The organism is Microcoleus sp. w2-18bC1, from assembly GCF_036700365.1.
In the GTDB taxonomy this organism is placed as follows: domain Bacteria; phylum Cyanobacteriota; class Cyanobacteriia; order Cyanobacteriales; family Microcoleaceae; genus Microcoleus.
This window is the reverse complement of the sequence record NZ_JAUBOS010000006.1, coordinates 56,218-79,395: the sequence shown is the minus strand read 5'-3', so window position 1 is coordinate 79,395 and position 23,178 is coordinate 56,218. Positions and strand designations below refer to the sequence as shown.

Below are 23,178 nucleotides of genomic sequence, written 5' to 3'. Positions count from 1 at the left end.
TGTGTTATTTTCAATCATCAATTTGATTTTTGTTATCTGCTTTGTAATCGTTAATTAATAACCGTAATTGTTTTTCCTGAAAGCTTGCAGCCAATTCACCTACCCGTTCGGCAAAGGGAATATATTTTGCATCCAATTTTTTTAACTGTTCAACCTGTTGAGTCACTGCTTTTAAATTACCTCTCATAACCAAATCGTATAAAATGACCAGTTCTTCATCTGGTGGAGGGACTAACAAAGAAGCTGAATCCGATCGCACGAATTGATTGACATTTTGATTGAGGTGAGATGACTCTTGATATACCCAAGATATCCCTAAATGCTTTTGTAGCAATACAAATAACTCAGCCGCCTGTACGGGTTTGGGTAAAAAAGCATTTGCGCCCATATCTAAACTCTTATGCTGGTCAGCTTCAAACACGCTAGCAGAAGAAACGATAATGACTAAATCTTTAAACTTAGGTTGAGAGCGGAGACGGCTTACTAACTCGAAACCATCCATTCCTGGCATTACTAAATCAGTAATAATAGCATTAAAATGGCCACAATCGACTTGTTTTAAAGCTTCTTTGGCATTCGTAGCTTCTAGCACTTCAAAGCCAATAGGTGCTAACAAATTAACGAGCACAGATCGATTTTCCCACTGATCGTCAACTGCGAGAATTTTCAGTTTAGTTCCTTGATAGCCAGCGATCGCAGCTTGTAGCTGAATTGCCGATTCCCATTTACTAGCAGAAGGTAAATCTAAATCAAACCAAAATTGGCTGCCAGCATTTAACTGACTGTTAACTTGAATACTGCCACCCATCATTTCGATGATTTTTAAAGTAATTGCTAATCCCAAACCCGTTCCTTCTGACATCTTATCGGTATTGCCTACCTGTTCAAAAGGTTGAAAAATTTTCTGCATTTTCTCTTCGCCAATCCCCACTCCAGTATCTTCAATTTGAAAGCGGATAGAGTTGATGGCATTTAATTCATTAGCGTTAGTTTCTAAGGGTACTGATTTTACAAGTTGAACTTTGAAGGTAACGCCCCCTCGATCGGTAAATTTTACAGCATTACCTAAGAGATTAATTAAAATCTGCCTTAAGCGTTTTTCATCCCCTTGCACGTTGGTGGGTAAGGAAGAGTCAAATTGACAAATAAAACTGATGGCTTTTTGTTCCGATCTGAGGCGAAAGATTTGGCTGACATCTTCTAAAAATGCCCAAAAATGAAATTGCGTCGGGTAAAGTTCTATTCTCCTAGCTTCGATTTTAGAAAAGTCGAGGATGTCGTTAATTAAAGTGAGCAAATGAGAGCCACATTGATAAATAATTTTTAGACTATTTACCTCTTGATTGTCTAAGTTTTTTGAACGCATGAGGATTTGAGCATAGCCTAAAATCCCGTTGAGGGGTGTGCGAAGTTCGTGGCTCATGTTTGCCAAAAATTCGCTTTTGGCTTTGTTCGCAGCGTCGGCAGCTTCCTTGGCTATTTGCAATTCTATTTCTGCTTGTTTGCGATCGGTAAGATCGGTGTGAGAGCCGACTAAACGTAGGGGTTTGCCTTCGGCATCCCGCTCGACAACTCGACCTCGCGATAGTATCCACCTGTAGCTACCGTTTTTGTGCCGCATCCGAAATTCCCAACTATAAGGTTCGTTACTTCCTCTTTTTAAATACTGTCCTAAAGAGTCTAATATCGGGTGTAAATCATCGGAGTGAATCAGTTCTTCCCAAGAACTAAACTCGTTAGAAATTTCGCTGTCTTGATAGCCTAGCATGGCTTTCCATTGGGGTGAAAAATAGATGGCGTTTGTTTGGACTTGCCAGTCCCAGATGCCTTCATTAACGCTTTCTAGGGTTAATTGATACCTTTCTTCGCTTTGCCGGAGCGTCTCTTGTATCTGTTGGCGATCGCCCATTTCTTGCTCTAATGCTTGAGTTCTTTCTGCGACTTTTTGTTCTAAGGAGTGCGAATAATCTTCTAATTGTGCGTAGGACTGCTTGAGTTGCTGGCTCATTAAATTGAAAGAAGTCGCTAAAGCGCTGATTTCTTTAACGGAGGAGGCCGTTACTTTTTGCTCGAAGTCACCGCCAGCGATCGCGCTTGTGGCTTTACCCAAACGCCGAATCGGTCGGGCTATCCATTCAGAAGTCACAATTCCCAAAACAGTTGCCCAAAATAGTGCCAAAAGACATAATAAAATCGTCGTATGTCTACTCCTGTTAATTTGTTCCATAAAATCATTTTCTGGAACCGCAATTACAATTAACCAATCTATACCTTTACCATCTTGAAAAGGAACAACTTGTACGAATTGTTTTTGTCCTTCTACTAAAAATTCTAACTGCTGAGAAGTTTTAATTTCATTGAGATTGTTAAATCGCTCTGTTAAATATTTTGCAGTAGCTTTGGTTAAAATATCTTTGCTGTCATTGGCTGCAAATCTTTGCCTATTCTGGTATGGTTTTTCTGATGTGGAAGTTGCCACTAGCATGCCGCTTCGCTCGATAATAAAAGTTTGTCCTGTTTTTCCAACTTTTAGAGTTTGCAAAAAATTCCCAATTAGGGATAAACGTAGAGTAGTTAACAAGACACCAGTCGCTTTTCCATTTTTATCAAAAACTGGTTGCCCTGCTGTCATTATAGGGGTGATAATAAGTTCACCAAAATGTATTTTAGTCCAGGTAGGTTTGCCAGCTTCCATGCTTTCTTTGTAAGCTGTAATTCTTCGGGGATCGAAATTTTTAACCACTTTGATTAATTTTATTCTTTCTCCTTGACTACCAGCCAAATACATAAATACTTGGTTCGGCGTGGTTGGACTTGTTGCTTGAAGGACGAGCTTTTTTTCATCATTACTAATAATAGATACACCTTTCCCTTTTTCATTGATAATTGTCAGACCATTTACGCTATTAAATCTATTTTTTTGTCGCCAAATATGACGCTCCCACGCTCTCATATCTTCCATGCTCAATTGGCCCAAACTAACAGCATCAGCATTAATTTGATTAACTAAATGGGGAGCAGCAAGATAGGTCTGCAAATTCTGCTCAATTCTCGTGGCAATTTCACGGCGCAACTGTGCCGCTACATCATTCACAGCTTTCTGTCCATTTTGTAACGAAAAATATCCGGTTAACCCTACGGCTGTAAAGATTTGTAAAATAAAAGGAACAATTAAGACATGGCGTAGCGGCATTTTTCGGAATTTAGCAACATTTGTACACATAACTTTTTAGTAGGAATAATGTATTTGTCTATACTATAGAGCCATAGAATATTCACTAGACGTAGGACTCTTCTGTAGATAAAGGGATAGGAAAGCAATAAGACTATAGTGCGTTACAAAAACTTTACGTTAAAATAAAAAAGATTACATTGGTTAGCATCCTCGTTGAACTATAATATGATGATACACCAATGGGAGAAGGTTAATTTTTTCCCGACCCCTAGATAGTCATAACGTCATGCAGCTTATAATTGAAAAATCATGCTGCCGATTGGCTCTGCAAACTGGCAGATTAGATAGTCAGGACGCCACGCGGCCTATAATTAAACACCAAGGAGAAGGCTAAACCTTTATGAATAATTTATCTTTCTCAAAAAACACCCTCTTAATTGTAGATGATAATCCTACAAACTTAGGTGTTATATTTAACGTTTTAGATGAAGCAGGATTAGAAGTTTTAGTAGCTCAAGATGGAGAAAGTGCGCTGCAAAAAATAGAATATGTCACTCCAGATTTAATTTTATTAGATATAATGATGCCGGGAATTGACGGATTTGAAACGTGTTCTCGACTGAAAAGTAACCCGTCAACTTCAGGAATCCCGATCATTTTTATGACGGCTCTTGGCAACACCGATCAAAAAGTCAAAGGTTTGAGTCTTGGGGCTGTAGATTATATCACTAAACCCTTTCAAAAAGAAGAAGTATTAGCTCGAATTCAAGTTCATTTAGAGTTGCGAAATTTGACCAAAGATCTGGCAAGCAAAAATCAATTGCTCCAAGAAAAAATTGAAGAAAAAACTACTTTAGAAAAAACTTTACAACAATTGAATCAAGAATTAGAAAAACGAGTTGAAGACCGAACCTCTGAACTAAAACAAGCTCTACAGACTATACAACAAGCTCAACTCCAATTAATCCAAAGCGAAAAAATGTCTACCCTCGGTCAATTAGTGGCTGGAGTGGCTCATGAAATTAATAATCCAGTAGGCTTTATCAAGGGAAACCTGACTCATGCTGAAACTTATATTCAAGATTTATTAGAAATTGTTCATCTTTATCAGCAACAGTTTCCCTCTCCAGGTGCAGCGATTGCAACTCGTGCCGAAGAAGTGGATTTAGAGTATCTCATACAAGACTTACCCGAGCTTATTTCATCCATGAAAGTGGGCGTAGAACGGATTCGTCAAATTAGTGTATCTTTAAGAACTTTTTCCCGCGCTGATAGTACATCAAAAGTAGAAGCTAACCTGCATGAAGGGATTGACAGTGCATTACTAATTCTACAACATCGATTAAAAGCAAATGATACACGTCCGAAAATAGAAGTCGTTAAACGATATGGAAATTTACCTCTAGTACCGTGCTACCCCGGACAGATAAATCAGGTATTTATTAACATTATTGCTAATGCCATTGATGCTTTAGAAGATTCTCTTCAGAAGCAAAGCTTGGCAGAAATTAAAGTAAATCCAAGACAAATTACGATTTGCACTGAAGTTGACCCCCACCGAAATCTCGCCATTATTCACATTAAAGATAACGGTTTGGGAATGCCGGAAGAGGTATGCACTAAAATATTTGATTATCTATTTACAACCAAGCCAGCAGAAAAAGGTACGGGACTGGGTTTATCGATTAGCCATCAGATTGTTGTAGAAAAACATTGTGGTCAACTGAGTTGCTTTTCAGAACAGGGTGTTGGGACAGAGTTCATTATTGAAATTCCTTTAGCCTAAAGGGAAAGCCTAGGAATTAACGAATTTATTGGAGACTAAACTGACAGAGCAGGGAACGTCTCTACTCGGTCATTCGATTTTAGATTTTAGATTTTAGATTGTGGATTGACCCCACGGATAAATTCGGGGGCTTGAGGATTTTAGATTTTAGATTTTGGATTGACTCCACGGATAAATCACGTGGCGGGTACCATCAAGAAATTCTTGGTCAATGAGACCATTCATTTAGACGCGCTATCTAGCGGTTCAAAGCAGGATTTATCAACGCCCTTGGAGAAATGATGATTTTCATCCCCGCAGTTCCCCCAGCCAATCAATAAAAATTAAGAGAAGCCGCTAGGACTTACACATTGACAAAATGTTTATATTTTGTATAACTGCCCCTAGAGGCGATCGCTATTTCCAGAGCCGACAGAATTAAGTAAAATTACTCAAGTTGTCATTGGGAGCAGAAACATTAGACATCTCCCCAAAAGCTGAATCACCTACTGGGAGACAATTGTGCAGAATATACACAGCCAGTTGACTTAACCTCGATTTTACAAATCCCGATGAGTAAACTCCTTCGCATCCTTCCCTACATAACTCGCGGCAATATGGCCATCTCCAACAACTCGATACTTATAGGTAATCAACCCTTCTAAACCAACAGGCCCGCGAGGTGGCATTTGCTGCGTACTAATCCCCACTTCTGCACCGAAGCCGTAGCGGAAACCGTCGGCAAATCGAGTTGAACAATTGTGATAAACTCCGGCCGCATCTACTCCATTTAAAAATGTTTCGGCGGTTTCGCTGTCTTCGGTAACAATGACATCGGTGTGTCTGGAACCGTATGTATTGATATGGTTAATTGCCTCTTCCACAGAATCTACTATTTTGATTGACAAAATTAAATCGCTGTATTCTGTAGACCAATCTGTTTCTGCTGCTTCGGCAATATTTTTAAGGATAGCGCGAGTTTTTTCGTCTCCCCGCAGTTCGACTTTTTTCTGCTGCAAAGCTTCGGCAACAGTGGGCAGGAATTTGGGGGCGATCGCACTGTGAACTAACAAGGTTTCAATGGCATTGCAGGCGGCTGGATACTGAGTTTTTGCATCGACAGAAATCTCTACTGCTTTCTGAATATCCGCCGCTGTGTCTGCGTACAAATGACAAATTCCGTCGGCGTGTCCTAACACGGGAATCCGCGTGTTTGCCTGCACGAACCGCACGAAGGAATTAGAACCTCTGGGAATAATTAAATCTACATATTCATCCATTTTCAGCAGTTCGATTGTTTCTTCCCGCGTGGTAAGCAATTGCACGACTTCTGGATTAACCGCAGTTTCTGCTAATGCTTGATGTATCACTTTTGTCAATATTTCGCAGGAACGGACTGCTTCTTTGCCGCCTTTGAGAATGACGCCGTTTCCTGATTTGATTGCCAAGGATACTATCTGAATTAACGCCTCTGGGCGCGCTTCAAAAATAATGCCTAAAACGCCCAAAGGACAGGTGATGCGCTTCAGAATTAATCCTCTATCCAATTCACGGTGAATTTGCACGACACCGATAGGATCTGGGAGTTTCGCAACGTCGCGCACGCCTGCGATCGCACTTTTCAACTTGCTCTCATCCAACTTTAGGCGATCGTACAGCGGTTTCGCAATTCCATCCGCCTCAGCCGCCTTGCCGTCAGCCGCGTTCGCCGCCACAATATCCGGCGCAGCAGCTTCTAAAGCTTTCGCAATAGCCTCAATAGCTTGATTTTTGGCATCAGCGGACAAAACTGCCAACTTTCTAGCAGATACGCGCGTTTTTTGGGCAATTTCAATAATAGACATGGCAGTAACTTTTAAATAGTTTTGATTGTTGGGTTTTGAATTTTGAGTGTGGAATTGAATCCGCACAAATAAATTTCGGGGCGGTTTTCAGTCTTAACAATTTTAGAGGAAATTCTATATTTTTGTTGAGACCCCTGACAGCAATCCACATTAACAGGTTAAAACAGTGAAGTATAGATAAAATCCCACGGTCATTTCCATTTGTCAATAACCTTTGGAGATTATTATGTCATCTCATGCCCCTTTACGCAAGGCAGGGCGAGCCGCCAAAGCAGGCGTTAAACTGATACAGAAAACTGGCGGAAATCTCGTTTTAGCTTCCGGCATCACCCTCAGCCTGCTGTTTGGTATGGTGTTAGCGCTATCTTTAGCCTCAGTTTTGATTCTCAGCAGTCCCGATCCAGTTACCGGATTGGCGATCGCACTTCCGATTACCCTGATTTTTAACATCGCTGCTTTTTTCCTATCGCCTTACTTGATGGACTTAAGCCAAAATTGGCTATACCATACTCGCTGGGTTTCCCTAGCAGAAATTGAAAGCCTAAGTCCCGAAACAGCGAAAGTTATTCAGAAGGTTTGCAAGCAGAAAAAACTCTCTTCTCCGCGTTTAGGAATTATCGACGACCAAAACCCTACTGCTTTTACTTACGGTTCATTTCCCAACAGCGCTCGCTTAGTCGTCAGTCAAGGTCTTTTTACCTATTTAGACGACGAAGAAATTGCCACTGTTTACGCCCACGAACTCGGTCACATCGTCCACTGGGACTTTGCAGTAATGACTTTAGCTTCGACTTTGGTGCAGATTACTTATTTAATTTACACTACAACTCAAAGAATGGGTCGAAGTGGTGGTGAAAAAGCTAAAGATGCGGCCGGTACTGTAGCTGCTGTTGCTTATTTATTTTACATCGCCGGCACTTATTTATTGCTGTATTTGTCGCGGACGCGAGAATATTTTGCCGACCATTTTGCCGCCGAAACAACCGGAAATCCCAATGCTTTGTCTCGCGCTTTGGTAAAAATTGCTTACGGTATTTTGGAAGAAGGACAAAGGGCAAAAGAACCCAGCATTTTGTTAGAAGGAACTCGCGCTTTAGGCATTTACGATGCCAAAGCTGCCACATCTACTGGCACTGCTTACAGGATTTCTTCGGAACCAGCAAAGATTGGGCGAGTGTTTTTGTGGGATATGTTTAATCCGTGGGGTTGGTGGATGGAGTTAAACTCTACTCACCCGCTTACTGGTAAACGAGTTCGCGCTTTGAGCACTTATGCCGAACAATTAGGCTTGGATGTTGAGTTTGACATGGGCCGAATTGTCGGCGAAGGCAACGATTTGAGCAAGCGGAGATTGTACGGCAATTTTGTGTTCGATTTGCTGCTGTACAGTGCAGAAACTATGGGCTTAGCGGTGGGTTTTGCGATCGGCATTTCCCTGTATGCTGTAAACCCGATGATGATGGTTGCTTGTCCTTTAATCGGTTTGGGTACGGGAATTTTGCTCAAGACTCTGGTGATGTTCCCGAATTACCAACAAGCAGAACATTTGGATGTTTTAACCTTAATGTCTGACCCTTACGCAAGCCCTTTACGGGGTAAGCCGACGCAACTACAAGGCGAATTAATTGGTCGCGGCGATGCGGGTTATGCCTTCGGTTCAGATTTGAAATTGCAAGACAGAACGGGAATGATTTATCTGCGCTATGCTTCTCGTTTTGGGCCAATTGGTAATTTTATGTTTGGCATGAAACGAGTTGAAAGTTTGATTGGGATGGATGTTAGGACTTTGGGTTGGTTCCGCCGGGGTGTTGCACCTTGGATGGATTTGATTCAGCTTGAAAGCGATAGCGGTACGACGGTTAAGAGTTATCACCGCTTTTGGTCTTTTGTGATGGGTATCGGTGCGATCGTTCTTGGTATTGCGGCGCTATTTGTTTCATTTCCAGCTTAACAGTTGACAGGTAAAACCTTTTAAGTTAAATATAATTAAGCTCGCATTTTAGAGCTTATTTTTTTTGTTCCATACGGCAATACTCCGGACAGTTTTTGAGATCGAGGCTGAAACCCACATTCTACCGTTAGCATTTGACCTCACTGAGAAGGCTGAAACCCTCATTCTGCCGTTAGTGATTGAAAACTGTCCGGACTATTGATACGGTACTATTAAATTTAATATCGCTCTCAATCATCTTTTTTGCTGGCCAAAAGAGTGAGTTTACGAACCGCTTTAGATTTGTTAGCTAAGGATCGCGATAGCGCTCTGGGAGAAAAGAAAGAAGAAAGGAAGAAGTAAAGAAGGAGATAGGTGATCTTATGGCTGGAAGGAAATAATTCATTTATGAGCAAACATGACAATCAAAATTGCTACAATTAGTTTGTTGTTGATGGTGTTAACTTTAACAGTCAGCAGTCCTAGCGAAAAAGTTAGCGGAAACTTAACAAAAATGACCGCCCCGACGAAAAACCAGGAAAAAAAAAATACCATGCAACGTATTCTCTATGACAGTGCAAAATTAGAAAAACTAGCTGGCGATTTCCAATTTATAGAAGGCCCGATTTGGCATCCAGACGGCTTTTTGCTGTTCAGCGATATTCCCGCCAATATTATCTATAAATTCGCCTCAAATCAGCAAGTTGAGGTATTTCGCCGCCCTTCGGGAAAAGCCAACGGGAATACTTTAGACAAAGAAAACCGCCTACTTACTGGCGAACACGAAAATCGCCGCGTATCCCGCACAGAAAAAGACGGCCAAGTTATCACCTTGGCGGATAGATACGAGGGCAAGCGGCTCAACAGCCCGAACGATTTGGTGGTTAAATCTGATGGCAGCATTTATTTTACCGATCCATCCTACGGTGTTAGTAAAGATCAGGAAGAATTGGGCTTTTACGGTGTTTACAGGCTGGCACCAGACGGAAAATTAACTCTGCTGGTTAAGGATTTGGTGCTACCCAATGGCATCGCCTTTTCACCAGATGAGCAAAAACTTTATGTCAACAATTCGGAAGCGGGATACATTGCTGTTTTCGATGTCAAACCGGACGGAACTGTTACCAACCAGCAGCTTTTTGCGGAGTTAAAAGATGCTAGTCAAGGCGGAGTTCCCGACGGTTTGAAAGTTGATGTAGAGGGGAATGTTTACAGCACCGGGCCGGGGGGAGTGTGGATTTTTTCGCCGGATGGCAAGCTTTTGGGGAAGATTTCTGTGCCTGAGACGGCGACTAATTTGGCTTGGGGAGAAAGCGATCGCAAAACGCTTTATATTACGGGAAGTACAAGTCTGTATCGGATTCGGCTTAAAATTGCGGGCGTGCAGCCTGGAAAATAATCTAAAATCGGACGGAGTTGAAAGTAAAGCGGTTTTTATTAGGGGTAATTGACCGGGCATGATATAATCTTAGGTTTGAGAATCAGTCCTTCCCGATTCTTTAATCTCAAATCTCCAATCTCACATGGTATTAATAGCTCAGTTGCACAAACTTCTAACTGCTACAGTCGATCGCAAATCCCGATCGCACACAATATTTTGGTTAACTCTGAGCCTGACATTTGCCGCCCTCTATGCTATTTTAGGCTTGAAGCAAGCCTTTAGCGGTGAGTATATCGTGCAAGACGATGCGAGGCAGCACGTTTTCTGGATGATGCGATTTGTCGATCCTGAATTATTCCCCAACGATTTCATTGTTAATTACTTTCAATCTGTCGCCCCCGCAGGATACAGCACCCTCTACAAATTAGCCGCAACAGTTGGTATTCACCCGCTATTTCTTCACAAAATATTGCCGCTATTTCTCGGCTTAATCTCGACTTATTACTGTTTTGGGCTTTGCCTAGAAATGCTGCCAGTGCCGATGACTGGGTTTATTGCATCTTTGCTGTTAAATCAGCATATGTGGATGACTGATGATTTGGCTTCCACAACGCCAAGAGCTTTTATATATCCGATATTTCTGGCTTTTTTATATTATTTGTCGCGCAGTTCGTTGCTGCCTTGTTTGGGGGCGATCGCGCTAATCGGACTATTCTATCCTCCTTACGCCTTGGTTGCTGCCGGAATTTTAGTTTTGCGCCTGCTATGCTGGAAAAACGGCGGTTTGTGCTTGTCGGGCGATCGAACTAATTACCTATTTTGCACTACAGGTTTGGGATTAATATTTTTAGTAATGCTGCCCTATGCTTTAGATAACTCTGAATTTGGCCCAACTTATACCGCAGCAGAAGCGAAGCAAATGGCAGAATTTGCACCAGGTGGCAGAAATGCTTTTTTTCGCCCAAATCCCAAAGATTATTGGTTGACAGGGCGGGGTAGCGGGATGTTTCCCAAGTCGCTGTTTACGCCTGTAACTCACTGTGTCTCGCTGTTATTTCCGCTGCTGCTATTTTTGCGATCGGCTTTTCCCTTAGCAAATCAGATTCAAAGCAAGATCTGGCTTTTGCTTCAGCTATTTCTAGCATCCTCGGCGATGTTTTTGGCGGCTCACGCTACCATTTTCAAGCTATATCAACCCGGTCGCTATACAGCCTATAGCTTGCGATTTATTGTTTTTTTAATAACTGCGATCGCCCTAACTTTAATTATTGATGGAGTCGGTCATTGGGCATCAAAAACCGCAACAACCTTTGATGTGAAAAACTTAGTTGCACTAATTACGACAGCGATTATCGCTGTCGCCGTTGTCCTTTATCCCTGCTTGGTCGAAAAATTTCCCACAGTCGGGTATGTAGAAGGTAAAATGCCGGCTTTGTACAAATTTTTTGAGCAACAACCTAAAGATATCCTGATTGCTTCGATCGCAACCGACACGGATCATTTGCCAACATTCAGTCAGCGTTCGGTTCTGGTGGCAAAAGAATATGCAGTGCCGTATCAGAAAGGCTACTACAGCAAATATCGGCAGCGACTTAACGATTTAATTCGCGCTCAATACACTCCCGATAAAGTAGTATTGCAAAGTTTTATTAATCAATATGGAGTTGATTTTTGGATGCTCGATCGCAATGCTTTCACTCTTGAGTATATAAAGGATAATGGCTGGCTAAATCAATTTGATTCTACACCGGAGGCGACGTTTTCTCTTGAACAAGGGAAAATTCCCGCCTTAGCTTCAGCAATCACAACCTGTGCTGTTTTTCAGAATGGAATTGTCGTGGTTTTGGATGCGTCTTGTATTGTGAAATAAACTGGAGTTAGGACGGCTCACACCCCGAAACAAATGCCATACCATCCCCGGACTGAGAACGAGAAAAAAATCGACTTTATTGACTAAAACTCTTGGTTTTTAGGTTGAACCGGAGGCAAGAAACCCGGTTTCTGACCCAAGAATTAATAGTTTAGCGATTTGTAGGGGCAATTCCCTTGCGGTTGCCACTCCTGATGGGTAATGTTGCAGATATCGTGCAATTAAATAATCTCCGCAATCACAGGTGAATATAGATCCGGGGTCAAGTTCACAGACAATGAAAATTGCACAAAAGCTCGATCGCCAATTATCTCTTTAACAAAAACATGGCAACACTTTACGTCAACCCGCAAATAGGCAGTGATTCCGCAGCCGGCACCCAATCGGCTCCATTCAAAACTATAGCCCGTGCAATCATCGCCCGCGCTGCATCGGGAAGTGTAATTCAGCTAGCGCCGGGAATTTACAGCGCTGCTAGTGGCGAAAAATTTCCCTTGGAAATTCCATCGGGAGTAAAACTTATTGGCAATGAAGCTAACAAAGGTAGAGGCATTCTGATTCAAGGCAGTGGCAAATTTGTCAGTCCCACCGCTGCAAACCAAAATATCACGATACTGCTAGCCACTAATTCGGAATTGCGCGGAGTAACTGTCACCAATCTCGATAGTCGTGGCACGGGAGTCTGGATTGAGTCAACTTCTCCGACCGTAGCTAACTGCACTTTCACTCAATGCAAGCGCGAAGGCATTTTTGCCACGGGAATCGCTAATCCTGCGATTCTCGACAATGTATTTGTGGCAAACTCTGCGGCTGGGGTGATGATGGCGGGAACTGCTAAGGGAGTAATACGGCGCAATATTTTTCAAAAGATGGATTTTGGCATTTCTCTGGAAGCTAAGTCGGCTCCTTTGATTGCTGATAACCAAATTTTGGAAAATCGCTCCGGTATAGTTTTAGCGGGGGAATCTCAGCCGATTTTACGCAATAATCGCATCGAAAAAAATACGGAAGACGGTTTGACTGCGGTGGGGAAGTCGCTGCCAGATATGGGTAATGCTCAAGATTTAGGCGGCAATATCTTTCAGAATAACGGCGAATTTGACTTGCAAAATGCAACTGGGGTTAAGATTTCTGCGGTGGGAAATCAGCTCAATTCTTCGCGGGTGAAAGGTTTATTTGATTTGGGCAATGTGACGCCAACTCCGACTCCTGGCAAGCTACAGTTTAGCGACATCAGCACGCATTGGGCTAAGGATTTTATCGATCGCTTGGCAAAGATGAATATTGTTAGCGGGTTTCCCAATGGCACTTTTCAACCTTACGAGATTGTAACTAGAGCTCAGTATGCGGCTATGTTGGCGAAGGCGTTTGAATTGGTGCCGCGCCGTGATGCGACGGTTTTTAAGGATGTGGCGGCGGATTTTTGGGCCAAGGGAGCGATCGACCAAGCTAATCGAGCTGGCTTTTTGGCTGGATATCCAGACAGCACTTTTCGCCCGGAGCAGAATTTGACTAGAGTTCAGGCGATCGTATCTTTGGTAAACGGCTTGCAGTTGGGCGGCGGCAACCCCAATTCTTTGAGCGTTTATGTCGATCGAGCTCAGATTCCCAGTTTTGCCACCGACGAGATAGCAACCGCCACAGAGCGTAAAATCGTGGTCAACTATCCCGCGCGCGAAAAGCTTTCCCCCGCCCACGACATCACCCGTGGCGAGATATCCGCCCTCATCTACCAAACTCTGGTAGCCACAAAGCGGGCCGAGCCAATTAACTCTCCCTACATCGTCTAAGGGAATTGGGAGACAAGGGAGAGGATAACTTCGGGTACAAAGAACTCACATCTTGCACCATTCTCGCTGAACAGGCTTTCCGGCCTGTTCCACAAAGAGTAGATTAACCTGAGTTCGGGTTAAGCAGAAGAGAGAAAAAAGGCATCGATATTGAGAGAAGGCTTTTTAGGATGAAGGCAATAGGCAATCAATCCACAGACCAAGTTGACTAAGAAATTGACCGGACTGCGACGGGTGAGAATGCTCAATCTGAGAGAAGTTTTTTAGTTGGTCGATAATCCTCTCAATGATGGAGCGTTTGCGCGTTAGTAGCTTATCCATCAGTGGCATCAGCTTATTTTTCATATTGCACTTTGGCTGTGTAATCAGTTGAATCCCAATCTGGGTTCAAAAACTTGGCAGAAATCATCGACAGCGCAAAATAGTTCTTCTAAGCTAATCATGGGACGAGCCTGTAAAGCTTTGGTGTGATGACTTTTAGCTTACTTGCTTGTCTCTTTCTTATCCCGAACTCACGTTACATATAAATCGCACGGCTCAGACGAACCCCGAAATCGGCATCCGGATTTGTCGTGGCGTCACCAAGCCGCTCTTGCATCACTGCAACTGCCAAGTCCCGCCGCTTTGGCGATCGTGATGCGTCGGCAGATGCCAGGGCTGCCGCCATCTGTTCGCGCGTGAGATCGGTGCAATAGCAGGGCGTGCCTGGTTGCTGACGCCACGAATCGGCGAGCGTGCCAGCGTCAAAAGCATCAAGCCCAGTGTCTTCGACGAGCGCCATCGCCACGGAGCGATCCTTCTCGCGGTCAGCAGCCACAGGGAGGGCGATACGGTCAGGACTTCCAGCAGGCTTGCCCTTGGTGGCGAAGGAGCCAGACCCGATCGCGTTCCACGCCTTGGCGATCGGCCGGCCTAGCTGTTGGGCAACCCAAAGGCTCTCAACCTGCCCGGCCTCGATAGCATCGATCTTGTCGTCGCGGTGGGGATAGTAATTGGACGTGTCGATGACGACTGTCTCGGCTGGTAGGTTGGCGATTAGCGGCGCGATTGTGGGAATGCGGTTAAGAGGGATCGAGAGGATCACCACGTCAACGTCCTCAACCGCTTGGGCCGTCGATACCGCGCGTGCGCCGAAAGCCAGCACATCTGCCTCGATGGTCTCTGGGCCACGAGAGTTGGCCACCTTCACGTCGTGTCCGGCCTCAGCCAGTTTGCGTGCCAAAGTCTTCCCGATATGGCCAGTGCCCAATATCCCGATGTTCATTTTCTTCGTGTTATCCATGATAAATCATCCTTTTACTGTGTTGTTTGACGGGGGTATTGCCAGCCCGTTCAAGGTGTCGCGAAGTTCGGCAAGGTCTTCATCGGAGAGACGGCAGGCTGTCTCGATCTTTTTAGGGATCGAGCACGCTGCCTCGCGAAGTGCCTCGCCCGCTTCTGTCAGATCGATAAGAACGCGGCGTTCGTCCAGCAGGTCACGGGTGCGCGTCACCAGCCCCGCGCTCTCAAGGCGCTTTAAGAGGGGCGTCAAGGTTCCGTTATCCATACCGAGTTCTTGCCCTACTTCCCCAACAGTGCGCGGGGTGCTCTCGTAGAGAGCCAGCATGACCAGAAACTGAGGATAGGTCAGGCCCAAAGGCTCAAGAAAGGGCCGATGAAGCCGAATGACGCGGTTCGACGCACTATAGAGGGCAAACGAAAGCTGCCTCCCCACCTGCCGCCGTTCGTTGATGTTCGAGTTGTTATCCATTTAAAAATCCAGTCAACAACTATTATATAGCGCACTACATAATAGTTCAATACCTATAATTCACTTTTTTTCTGGGTTTTCTACGGTGACCCCCTATAAGCGCGTGTTTCATAGGGCGTGAAATTGGCGTTTCGCCGGCTTTAGCTTGGTGAGCCGAGCCGCTTGAGCATGAGGCGGATCGTGGACACGTATACGAAGGCTTCTCCGCTAGGTGGCAGCGCCTCATAATCTTTGCTCAGACGCCGGTTGCGACCCAGCCAGGCGAAAGTGCGCTCTAGTGCCTTCATCCTAAGAAGCCTTCTCTCAATATCGATGCCTTTTTTCTCCCTTCTGCTTAACCCGAACTCTGGTTAGAATATCTTGTGGGGTGGGCCGGAGAGCCCGCCCTGAAAGGATTATTGAGAATGGTGCAATATCTCAGAAGAACCAACCCATATCCCCTCACTCTCACTCACTCTCACTCACTCTCACCCACTCCCACTCTGCCAAGTCTTGATTTGCGAGTACCCGAATCGTTTTATGATTAAACATTAAGAAATTAAGTAAGCAATCCTTAAGGTTCGACTGTCAAATTATGGCTAAAATTCAATTTTCTCGGGGTATAGACGAAGATGCTGTGCCCGAAGTGCGCCTAACCCGTTCTAAAACGGGAGCTCAAGGCACGGCCACGTTTATCTTTGAAAATCCCAAAGCTCTCAGCAGCACCAGTACCGAAGACATTACTGGAATGTACATGATCGACGAAGAAGGCGAACTCCTCACTCGCGAGGTTAAGGCTAAGTTTATCAACGGTCAGCCTGCTGGTTTGGAAGCTCTTTATCTAATGAGAAGTCCCGAAGAATGGGATCGATTTATGCGTTTTATGGAACGCTACTCGGAATCAAACGGCTTAGGATTTAGCAAGGCATAATTGATGGGGAATAGGGCATGGGGTATGGGGCATGGGGTATGGGGCATTAGTTATTGGTTGTTAGTTATTTGATAATGAATAACTAACAACGAAGAAATAACAACTAACTAATGACTTCTTCGCTTTTCCCTCTTCCCTCTTCCCTCTTCCTGCTTGCTTCTTCCTTCTTCCTTCAACATCTGTTATATGACGCAAATTCCTCACCCCGACTTATCTAAAATAACCGTAAACTGCGCTATCATTACTGTTAGCGACACCCGCTCGGCGGAAACAGACAATAGCGGCTTGTTAACTAAGAAGCTGCTAAAAGATGCGGGTCACTCTGTGGTAGCTTACACTGTTGTTAAAGATGATGCAGCCAAAATTGTATTGCAAATGCAGGCTTTTTCCCAGCGTGAAGATGTAGATGCAATCATTTTTAACGGCGGCACGGGCATCGCTCCCCGAGATACGACCTATGATGTGATGGAGAGTTTGCTTGACAGGATTTTACCAGGATTTGGGGAAATATTTCGGTTTTTGAGCTATCAAGAAATTGGTTCGAGGGCGATCGCCTCTCGCGCAGTTGCAGGCGTCTATCAAGGCAAGTTAGTCTTTTCTCTTCCGGGCTCTAGCAATGGCGTGAAACTAGCTGTGGAAAAGCTAATTTTACCGGAATTAGTTCACTTGGTGACGCAGTTGCGCGGAGGGTGATATCAATTCCGGTAACACTCCTTATGATGGGGAGTGGGGAGTGATCCGTGGGGGAATGTGGAATTGCGCGACCTTGACTTGATCATTCCCATCCAACCGGAAACGATATGAGGTCGCTTTCTTCAATCTCTTCAATCTCTTCAATCTCTTCAATCTAAAATCTAAAATCTAAAATCTAAAATCGAGTGGCTGCATTCACCGCAAGAAACGGGTGGCTTTGAGCCTACTCTATGGCTAAAGTGAGGAAACATCACTATTCCCTTGACTTAGACTAGATGATTTCGATGCAGAATGCCAGTGTCTATGCTAGCGAAGATTATCACCGGATTGCTCGGGCGATCGCCTTTATGCGACAACACCACCTAAACCAGCCCAATCTGGCAACTGTGGCCCAACACATAGGACTGAGTGAATATCATTTTCAACGGCTATTTACTCAATGGGCCGGCATTAGCCCCAAGCGGTTTTTGCAATATCTGACAGTTGAATATGCCAAGTCAAAAATCACTCAGACTAAAAGCCTTCTCGACTTAACATTGGACGTGAGGCTATCAAGTCCCGGACGATTACACGATTTATTTGTGAACTTAGAAGCAATGTCACCAGGGGAGTTCAAAGCAGGCGGAGCAGGTTTACAAATTCGCTATGGTATTCATGATACCCCCTTTGGCACATCTCTAATCGCGACAACTGCCCGTGGTATTTGTAATCTTTATTTCTTGGAGACAACAGACGAACAAACCGCCGAACAAAGACTGCAATTGACCTGGAAAAAAGCTGAAATCATTCGTGATGAGCCAGCCACTCAATCATTGCGTGACCTGATTTTCACTTCAGAAACTCTCAGCGAGCAAAAATCACTAACGCTTTTGGTAAAAGGCACTAACTTTCAGATTCAAGTTTGGCGAGCACTTTTGCAATTGCCATTTGGGGCGATCGCAACTTATCAAACTATAGCTCAAATGGTAGCACGCCCAACTGCTGCTAGAGCTGTAGGAAATGCGATCGGTAAAAATGCGATCGGCTATCTAATTCCGTGTCACCGAGTCATTCGAGAATCTGGAGAACTCGGTGGCTATGGCTGGGGAGTAGAACGTAAAACAGTCATGTTAGGTTGGGAAGCTAGTCATACAATTTGCGATTGATTATCCTTTTGGTTTGTTTGTGTGGCAATTATGAACCGCCCGGTAGGGAAAGCCTAAATAGCCTTCTTGACCCGATTATGCAGCCCTACTTGAGACTCCGATTGTAGAAACCAGCAACTTTGTCAACGTACATCTTTGGGTTCGTATTGTAGCTTTCTGGATGTTTCTTGGCATTGGTTTCCCAATATTCGGCCCCAGGATATGCTTCTCTGAGTTGACGGGAGTTTTCTATAGGAGTATAAGGATCGATCGCACTGTGAATAATCAAAACTGGTCTAGGGGAAATACGACCTATCTCCTGCACTGGCTTAGAAGAAGTTAGATCATATCCAGTCAACAAATGTCCAAACATCATGGTAGAAAGAAGAAATATCCCAGGTAATCCTGAAGCTGACTGCCAATGCTTCTGAATAATTGGATAAACCTCTGCGTAACCACTGTCAGTGACCACTGCTCCGATGTCAGAGTCATCTGCTGCTGCTCCAAGTACAGTAGCAGAACCCATTGAAAAACCTAAAACCCCAATCTTTTTTGGCTTAAAGCCCCTGATTTTAAGCCAATCCACTGCTGCAATAACATCTCGCCTTTCTGTAATTCCAAAGGTGAAACGAGAATCAGCACTTTGCCCATGTCCTCGCAGATCGATCATAAGTATCGAAAAGCCTTTTTGATTCATAGCTGAACCAAACTCGGCAAACTTTCCAGCAAGCTCACAAGTCCGACTGGAATTCAATCCATGCACTAAAATTAATACCTTATCTGTCGCTTTTTCTGGAATAAACCAACCAGCAATCTCCACGCCATCAGGTGCACGAAATCTTACATTTTCAGGAGGAACAGCAAAAACAGATGCTTTAAGAGGATCAAAGCATCTGTTTGGCTTTGAAAGAGTATGTCCTGCATAAGCGGAGATGCCGAAATAGCCAACCACTAGAAATGCTGAGATACCAGAAGCTAACTTGATAAAAAGATGCTTTTTGGCTTTCATCTATTTTGTTACCTAGTTCTTGAAGATTATTTTCAGCGAATGTTCGATATAATTTCCTGGCTGCATCGGTACCGCGTTAGCAGGTTGAGTGAAATATTCCCCCGACATTCTTACCTTGTTGCATTAAATTGTTGAAAATGTCTACAGCCAATTTGGTAGACCCAATATAATACTCAATACCTCTTTGATGCAGCAGTTCTTCAGTTTCGGGACAGGTATGTAGCATGAGTTCCATACCACGTGTCAAAACCATAAATTCTATACCTTGCTCTAAAATTTCTTTGATATCAGCAGGTTGAATACCTGGTTGGTGACGAGTACCTGTGAGTCTCCAATCCCATTCCTTAGAACCTCCAGGCCATACTTTACAATCTTTGAATTGACAAGTTTGGCCGTCAGTGGTTACTTTAATACGTCCCCAAGAGATATGAGTAATCAGGCTTTGATGACAATTGCTCATAATATTGTGTATTTATAAAAAAGATAAACAAAAGACATTTAACTAATGTAGATAGGAGCACCCAACCGCTAAATTGAGATGCCCCATTAACTTTAGTTTAACTGAAAGTATCCCTATTCAGTAAATCAAGGCTCGTTTACAAACATCAAGTCCTTGAGTTAAGCATTCCTCTCGCCACTTTCGAGATATGGGTGCAAACATTTATACCAACAGATGTTTTGTCCATTCATAGTTCTGGTGTGACTTACGCTCAGAAACCCGGTTTCTACCCTATGTCGATAGACCGAAAATAAATTTCATGGTCAAGGTCAATCTACACTAAAAATAGTGTGTTTCGTTAGCTTTCTAATCATATTGTTTCCGGTTGCATCAGTATTGTTCAAATATCCCAACAGTCAGTTTTCAGGAAATCCTAATTTTACTCAACATTCAACAATCATCTCATTCGTGCAACCGGAATCACTATCACCAAGATAGGTTATTCGATGAAAATCCCAGCAACTTTGTCTCCATTCATAGTCATGTGTGCCACAAATTCATCTCCACCATCTTCAAAACTCAGCTTCCACAAATAAATCGGAAAATTACCTTGTTTTATTTCACCAAAATAATTAATTGAGTATCCCTTTTGCAGGCGGGAAGCAAGCTGCTCGCTAACATCGTCAAACATTTTTTGTGTAATGTTCGCTTTGTAGCCTGCATCACCGACTGTAGTAAAAAGCTCGTAATTTTTCGATGCTGTCGCATCCAAGATAACCTGCAAACAATCGATGACGTTTGGAGATGGGTCGGTCGGGTTCATGCTCATGTCCTTCTTTTAGGGTTCTATCAAAATGTCTAACAAATGGCGCTGTGAATAGCTTCTACGGCTGTCTAATATCAAATCCGGTAGCATCGCCATTATTTATCGGTAGGGGGTGCGAGGGCAGAAATTTGACAATCCACAGATTAGATTATTTACACTCACCCACCGCCCCAAGGATTGAATAATATCTCTGCAACTTTACCATTTATAGCAGTTTTCAATCGAATTAAATAAATACAGCTTTAGACACGGCACTGCCGTGTCCTACCCGATATCTGTACTTCACTATACTGAAAACCGCTATATTGCCTCAGCAACAATAGTGCGGTGTCGGACTGTATTACAAGTGATTGTCGGCTGGGCAAAACCGGAATCTACCAAAGCTTGCTCAATATCCAACCCAAAATACTGATCCAAATAAGGCTCCGTACTCTTGAGCAAAGTCAAAATATAAGGAGGCATTTTGGCATACACTTCCGACTGAGGATTCATATCCATAATTGTCAAATGTCCGCCAACACGTAGCAAACGCCTCGCTTCCCGAAAAATTTCTCTCGTAGCTTTCTGTGGCAATTCGTGACAAACTAAACACATAGAAACTAAATCAAAAGCAGCCGCAGGCAAACCAGTAGATTCAGCAGCGGCGTGCACCCAAGTCGGAGATTTTTGATTTAAAGATTCAGATTCTCGCTGTTGGGAACGGTATTTAGCCACTGCTAAAAAATAAGGAGACAACTCCACCCCTGTCATCTTCGCTTCCGGGTAAACCTCCCCAAGGGCAAAGGTACTCATTCCCACACTACATCCTAAATCAACAATATCTCGCGGCGAAGAAGCAATCTGAAATTTGATGACTTCGTGATAGCTGGCGCGGAGTTTTGCATCGCCTTCTGCACCTGCTTCCGGCCAAATAGTGGCGTGAACTGTACGGGCGGCAACTTCAACTTCTGTAGCAGCTTCCCAACTCATATTACCTTTTTCATAAGCGTGGAATGATGTTAGATAATATTTCGGGTAAACAAGATCGGGATTTTGAACGCTGAGCAATTCTGCATCCCAATTCCGGGACAAAAGTGCTTGGGATTCTTGTCGCCAATGCACTCCGATTTTTTCTCCTCTTTTTATCATCATTTCCCGTGCTTGGTGCTTGGCTAGATTAGCCAAAGGCTTGATGGAAAGGACGCCATTTACTAAGCGCGAGGCTAATCCCGGAGTTTTGTTAACTGCAACCGTCATGTTTTATGTTTTTCTATTTTGCGCCACTTATTTTAACACGCTTAGGCGATTTTGAGTCGGTTAATATAATGAAAGTTAACTTTATGCTGGCGAGTGAAATGCAAATGTTTGGTGAAAAAGACTTTTTTTAATGAACCGCAGAGGGCGCTGAGAACGCAGAGTTAGAGAAGAGAGGAAAGATCAGAGTAGGGCAAAAGTGGATCGGGTGGTATAATATTTATTTGTGCTTACCTACTTCCTTCTGGGGAATTCATCTGGAATCTGGAATCGGATTGGCCGAAGTTGGAGTATTTGGAAGAACACTTTAAATCGGGCTATTCAGGAGTTTTTGATGAGCAAATCTATTGTGGAATTGGTTGACAATTTGCCGTCTGGTGGCGTCACTGTGATGATGCTCAAATCCCTCGATTTTGTGGTTCCGGGGGAGTGGAATAATCTAACGGGTTTTGAGAATACTATTCAAGCGGTGACTGGGGAAACCAAGCGCAAATTAGTTGAAAAAATTCGCGATCGCGCGATCGAGCTTTACGCTAACCCCAATGAGCCATATCAAGGCGTAGTCAGGCTTTACCAGTTAGCAGACAGCGCCGACAGTGCGTTAGGTGCAACGGCTATGGCCAGTAAAATTGGCGAAAACATCGGCTTTCTTTCCTTTCTCAACCGCCTCACTCCCAAAGCTGACACAACTCAAACGATCGACTTGTGTGTCAAAGTGGCGATCGAGCTAATAGCCTACTGCCAACTTAACAATATTTCCCTTAACAATGTGGGAAGCTTTGGTAATTATTTATCTCATTACAAAGGCGAATCTCTGATGCGGATGGCTGCTTTAGTGTGTGTTGACGGTTTAATTCCCCTTGGCCCGGACTTCATTCGAGTAGCACAAAATACCATAGGCGGATTGAATCCTTCAACCTTGCAGCAAAACTCAACATTCCAAAATATCAGCAACCTAATTCCCGGCGCAAATAATTCACAAAAGTTCGGATTTGTGACAACTACTTTCGCTTCAGCGCAAGGTTGGATGAACAATTTAGTACAGTCTCGCGGCTTAACTCCCGCCAGAGTTTTGGGCCATCTCAAGCAATACGTTGATGTTACTGATGACAAATTGGATTATGTGGCGGCGTTTTTAGACATGACTACCAATTATTACGAACATACGGGAATTCAGACGGTTGCTCGCCGATTGATCGATCGAGCTTATGCTGAAATAGCCTCTGGCAGATCCTAGAAAATTCGTTCTCAGGTGAGGGAACAGAGGGAGGCAGAGCCAAAGCATCTGCGTTCCCAGGCAGAGCCTGGGAACGAGGGAATAAACCTCGCAATGTGAGTTAAAATAAGCAAATTATGTTAGCAAACCTCTTTTAATCGCATTGTGAAAAACAAATCGCTTCCTTCATCCGTAACAGTCAAGCTCGGCAAATTTGTCTGGA

The 23,178-nt window shown here is 43.8% G+C and carries 17 protein-coding genes and 1 pseudogene; 9 read left to right on the top strand and 9 right to left on the bottom strand.

Annotated features, from left to right (window positions below; translation table 11 throughout):
• Nucleotides 1-10: 10 nt before the first annotated feature.
• Nucleotides 11-3,223 (bottom strand): PAS domain-containing protein, encoded by a 3,213-nt coding sequence (locus QT979_RS06235; RefSeq protein WP_333308729.1) that lies wholly within the window; start codon nt 3,221-3,223, stop codon nt 11-13.
• A gap of 352 nt (nt 3,224-3,575) precedes the next feature.
• Between QT979_RS06235 and QT979_RS06230 the strand changes: the two genes are divergently transcribed.
• Nucleotides 3,576-4,961, top strand: coding sequence for a response regulator (locus QT979_RS06230; RefSeq protein ID WP_333161535.1), 1,386 nt, complete (start codon nt 3,576-3,578; stop codon nt 4,959-4,961).
• Nucleotides 4,962-5,500: 539 nt separating this feature from the next.
• Here the strand turns inward: QT979_RS06230 and QT979_RS06225 are convergent.
• On the bottom strand, nt 5,501-6,784 hold the full coding sequence (locus QT979_RS06225) for a glutamate-5-semialdehyde dehydrogenase (RefSeq protein ID WP_333209729.1): 1,284 nt from the start codon (nt 6,782-6,784) through the stop codon (nt 5,501-5,503).
• Between the two features lie 226 nt (nt 6,785-7,010).
• Here QT979_RS06225 and QT979_RS06220 point away from each other — a divergent pair, with 226 nt between their 5' ends.
• From QT979_RS06220 to QT979_RS06205, 4 genes are all read left to right on the top strand, one after another.
• Nucleotides 7,011-8,735, top strand: coding sequence for a zinc metalloprotease HtpX (locus QT979_RS06220; RefSeq protein WP_333308727.1), 1,725 nt, complete (start codon nt 7,011-7,013; stop codon nt 8,733-8,735).
• Between the two features lie 397 nt (nt 8,736-9,132).
• The gene (locus tag QT979_RS06215) at nt 9,133-10,113 is read left to right on the top strand and encodes an SMP-30/gluconolactonase/LRE family protein (protein ID WP_333308725.1); all 981 of its coding nucleotides are present in this window, start codon (nt 9,133-9,135) and stop codon (nt 10,111-10,113) included.
• A gap of 124 nt (nt 10,114-10,237) precedes the next feature.
• Nucleotides 10,238-11,965, top strand: coding sequence for a hypothetical protein (locus QT979_RS06210; RefSeq protein ID WP_333308723.1), 1,728 nt, complete (start codon nt 10,238-10,240; stop codon nt 11,963-11,965).
• A gap of 326 nt (nt 11,966-12,291) precedes the next feature.
• Entirely contained in the window at nt 12,292-13,755 is a 1,464-nt protein-coding gene (locus tag QT979_RS06205; RefSeq protein ID WP_333308721.1) for a DUF1565 domain-containing protein, read from the top strand.
• A gap of 119 nt (nt 13,756-13,874) precedes the next feature.
• Here QT979_RS06205 and QT979_RS06200 read toward each other — a convergent pair.
• From QT979_RS06200 to QT979_RS06190, 3 genes and pseudogenes are all read right to left on the bottom strand, one after another.
• Nucleotides 13,875-14,133: pseudogene (locus QT979_RS06200) on the bottom strand (transposase); the annotation flags it as partial.
• A 139-nt stretch (nt 14,134-14,272) separates the two neighbouring features.
• Nucleotides 14,273-15,037 (bottom strand): NAD(P)-binding domain-containing protein, encoded by a 765-nt coding sequence (locus QT979_RS06195; RefSeq protein ID WP_333308719.1) that lies wholly within the window; start codon nt 15,035-15,037, stop codon nt 14,273-14,275.
• 6 nt (nt 15,038-15,043) lie between these two features.
• The gene (locus tag QT979_RS06190) at nt 15,044-15,505 is read right to left on the bottom strand and encodes a MarR family transcriptional regulator (protein ID WP_333308717.1); all 462 of its coding nucleotides are present in this window, start codon (nt 15,503-15,505) and stop codon (nt 15,044-15,046) included.
• Nucleotides 15,506-16,079: 574 nt separating this feature from the next.
• Here QT979_RS06190 and psb28 point away from each other — a divergent pair.
• The 3 genes from psb28 (at nt 16,080) to QT979_RS06170 (ending at nt 18,253) form a co-directional block, all read left to right on the top strand.
• Entirely contained in the window at nt 16,080-16,415 is a 336-nt protein-coding gene (psb28, locus tag QT979_RS06180) for a photosystem II reaction center protein Psb28 (RefSeq protein WP_333057059.1), read from the top strand.
• A gap of 186 nt (nt 16,416-16,601) precedes the next feature.
• The gene (locus QT979_RS06175; RefSeq protein WP_006632696.1) at nt 16,602-17,108 is read left to right on the top strand and encodes a MogA/MoaB family molybdenum cofactor biosynthesis protein; all 507 of its coding nucleotides are present in this window, start codon (nt 16,602-16,604) and stop codon (nt 17,106-17,108) included.
• A gap of 284 nt (nt 17,109-17,392) precedes the next feature.
• Nucleotides 17,393-18,253, top strand: coding sequence for a methylated-DNA--[protein]-cysteine S-methyltransferase (locus QT979_RS06170; protein WP_333308714.1), 861 nt, complete (start codon nt 17,393-17,395; stop codon nt 18,251-18,253).
• Nucleotides 18,254-18,338: 85 nt separating this feature from the next.
• On the opposite strand, the gene QT979_RS06165 is transcribed toward QT979_RS06170, so the two are convergent.
• The 4 genes from QT979_RS06165 to QT979_RS06150 form a co-directional block, all read right to left on the bottom strand.
• On the bottom strand, nt 18,339-19,241 hold the full coding sequence (locus tag QT979_RS06165) for an alpha/beta fold hydrolase (RefSeq protein ID WP_333308712.1): 903 nt from the start codon (nt 19,239-19,241) through the stop codon (nt 18,339-18,341).
• Nucleotides 19,242-19,317: 76 nt separating this feature from the next.
• A complete protein-coding gene (locus tag QT979_RS06160; protein ID WP_333230578.1) occupies nt 19,318-19,701 on the bottom strand; it encodes an Mth938-like domain-containing protein in 384 nt (127 codons plus the stop codon).
• A 478-nt stretch (nt 19,702-20,179) separates the two neighbouring features.
• Nucleotides 20,180-20,503: a hypothetical protein gene (locus tag QT979_RS06155; protein ID WP_333230579.1), complete on the bottom strand. Its 324-nt coding sequence runs from the start codon at nt 20,501-20,503 to the stop codon at nt 20,180-20,182.
• 303 nt (nt 20,504-20,806) lie between these two features.
• The gene (locus QT979_RS06150) at nt 20,807-21,742 is read right to left on the bottom strand and encodes a class I SAM-dependent methyltransferase (RefSeq protein WP_333230580.1); all 936 of its coding nucleotides are present in this window, start codon (nt 21,740-21,742) and stop codon (nt 20,807-20,809) included.
• Between the two features lie 331 nt (nt 21,743-22,073).
• Between QT979_RS06150 and QT979_RS06145 the strand changes: the two genes are divergently transcribed.
• Complete coding sequence (locus tag QT979_RS06145) at nt 22,074-22,976, top strand: hypothetical protein (RefSeq protein ID WP_333308709.1); 903 nt, start codon at nt 22,074-22,076, stop codon at nt 22,974-22,976.
• The last annotated feature ends 202 nt before the right edge of the window (nt 22,977-23,178 follow it).

Bases quoted from the DNA above. Each gene is read 5' to 3' on its own strand.
- QT979_RS06170 (WP_333308714.1), top strand. From the start codon at position 17,393: ATGCAGAATGCCAGTGTCTATGCTAGCGAAGATTATCACCGGATTGCT.
- QT979_RS06145 (WP_333308709.1), top strand. From the start codon at position 22,074: ATGAGCAAATCTATTGTGGAATTGGTTGACAATTTGCCGTCTGGTGGC.
- QT979_RS06230 (WP_333161535.1), top strand. From the start codon at position 3,576: ATGAATAATTTATCTTTCTCAAAAAACACCCTCTTAATTGTAGATGAT.
- QT979_RS06205 (WP_333308721.1), top strand. From the start codon at position 12,292: ATGGCAACACTTTACGTCAACCCGCAAATAGGCAGTGATTCCGCAGCC.
- QT979_RS06165 (WP_333308712.1), bottom strand. From the start codon at position 19,241: ATGAAAGCCAAAAAGCATCTTTTTATCAAGTTAGCTTCTGGTATCTCA.
- QT979_RS06175 (WP_006632696.1), top strand. From the start codon at position 16,602: ATGACGCAAATTCCTCACCCCGACTTATCTAAAATAACCGTAAACTGC.
- QT979_RS06160 (WP_333230578.1), bottom strand. From the start codon at position 19,701: ATGAGCAATTGTCATCAAAGCCTGATTACTCATATCTCTTGGGGACGT.
- QT979_RS06155 (WP_333230579.1), bottom strand. From the start codon at position 20,503: ATGAACCCGACCGACCCATCTCCAAACGTCATCGATTGTTTGCAGGTT.
- QT979_RS06210 (WP_333308723.1), top strand. From the start codon at position 10,238: ATGGTATTAATAGCTCAGTTGCACAAACTTCTAACTGCTACAGTCGAT.
- QT979_RS06195 (WP_333308719.1), bottom strand. From the start codon at position 15,037: ATGGATAACACGAAGAAAATGAACATCGGGATATTGGGCACTGGCCAT.
- QT979_RS06190 (WP_333308717.1), bottom strand. From the start codon at position 15,505: ATGGATAACAACTCGAACATCAACGAACGGCGGCAGGTGGGGAGGCAG.
- QT979_RS06215 (WP_333308725.1), top strand. From the start codon at position 9,133: ATGACAATCAAAATTGCTACAATTAGTTTGTTGTTGATGGTGTTAACT.
- QT979_RS06150 (WP_333230580.1), bottom strand. From the start codon at position 21,742: ATGACGGTTGCAGTTAACAAAACTCCGGGATTAGCCTCGCGCTTAGTA.
- QT979_RS06220 (WP_333308727.1), top strand. From the start codon at position 7,011: ATGTCATCTCATGCCCCTTTACGCAAGGCAGGGCGAGCCGCCAAAGCA.
- QT979_RS06235 (WP_333308729.1), bottom strand. From the start codon at position 3,223: ATGTGTACAAATGTTGCTAAATTCCGAAAAATGCCGCTACGCCATGTC.
- QT979_RS06225 (WP_333209729.1), bottom strand. From the start codon at position 6,784: ATGTCTATTATTGAAATTGCCCAAAAAACGCGCGTATCTGCTAGAAAG.
- psb28 (WP_333057059.1), top strand. From the start codon at position 16,080: ATGGCTAAAATTCAATTTTCTCGGGGTATAGACGAAGATGCTGTGCCC.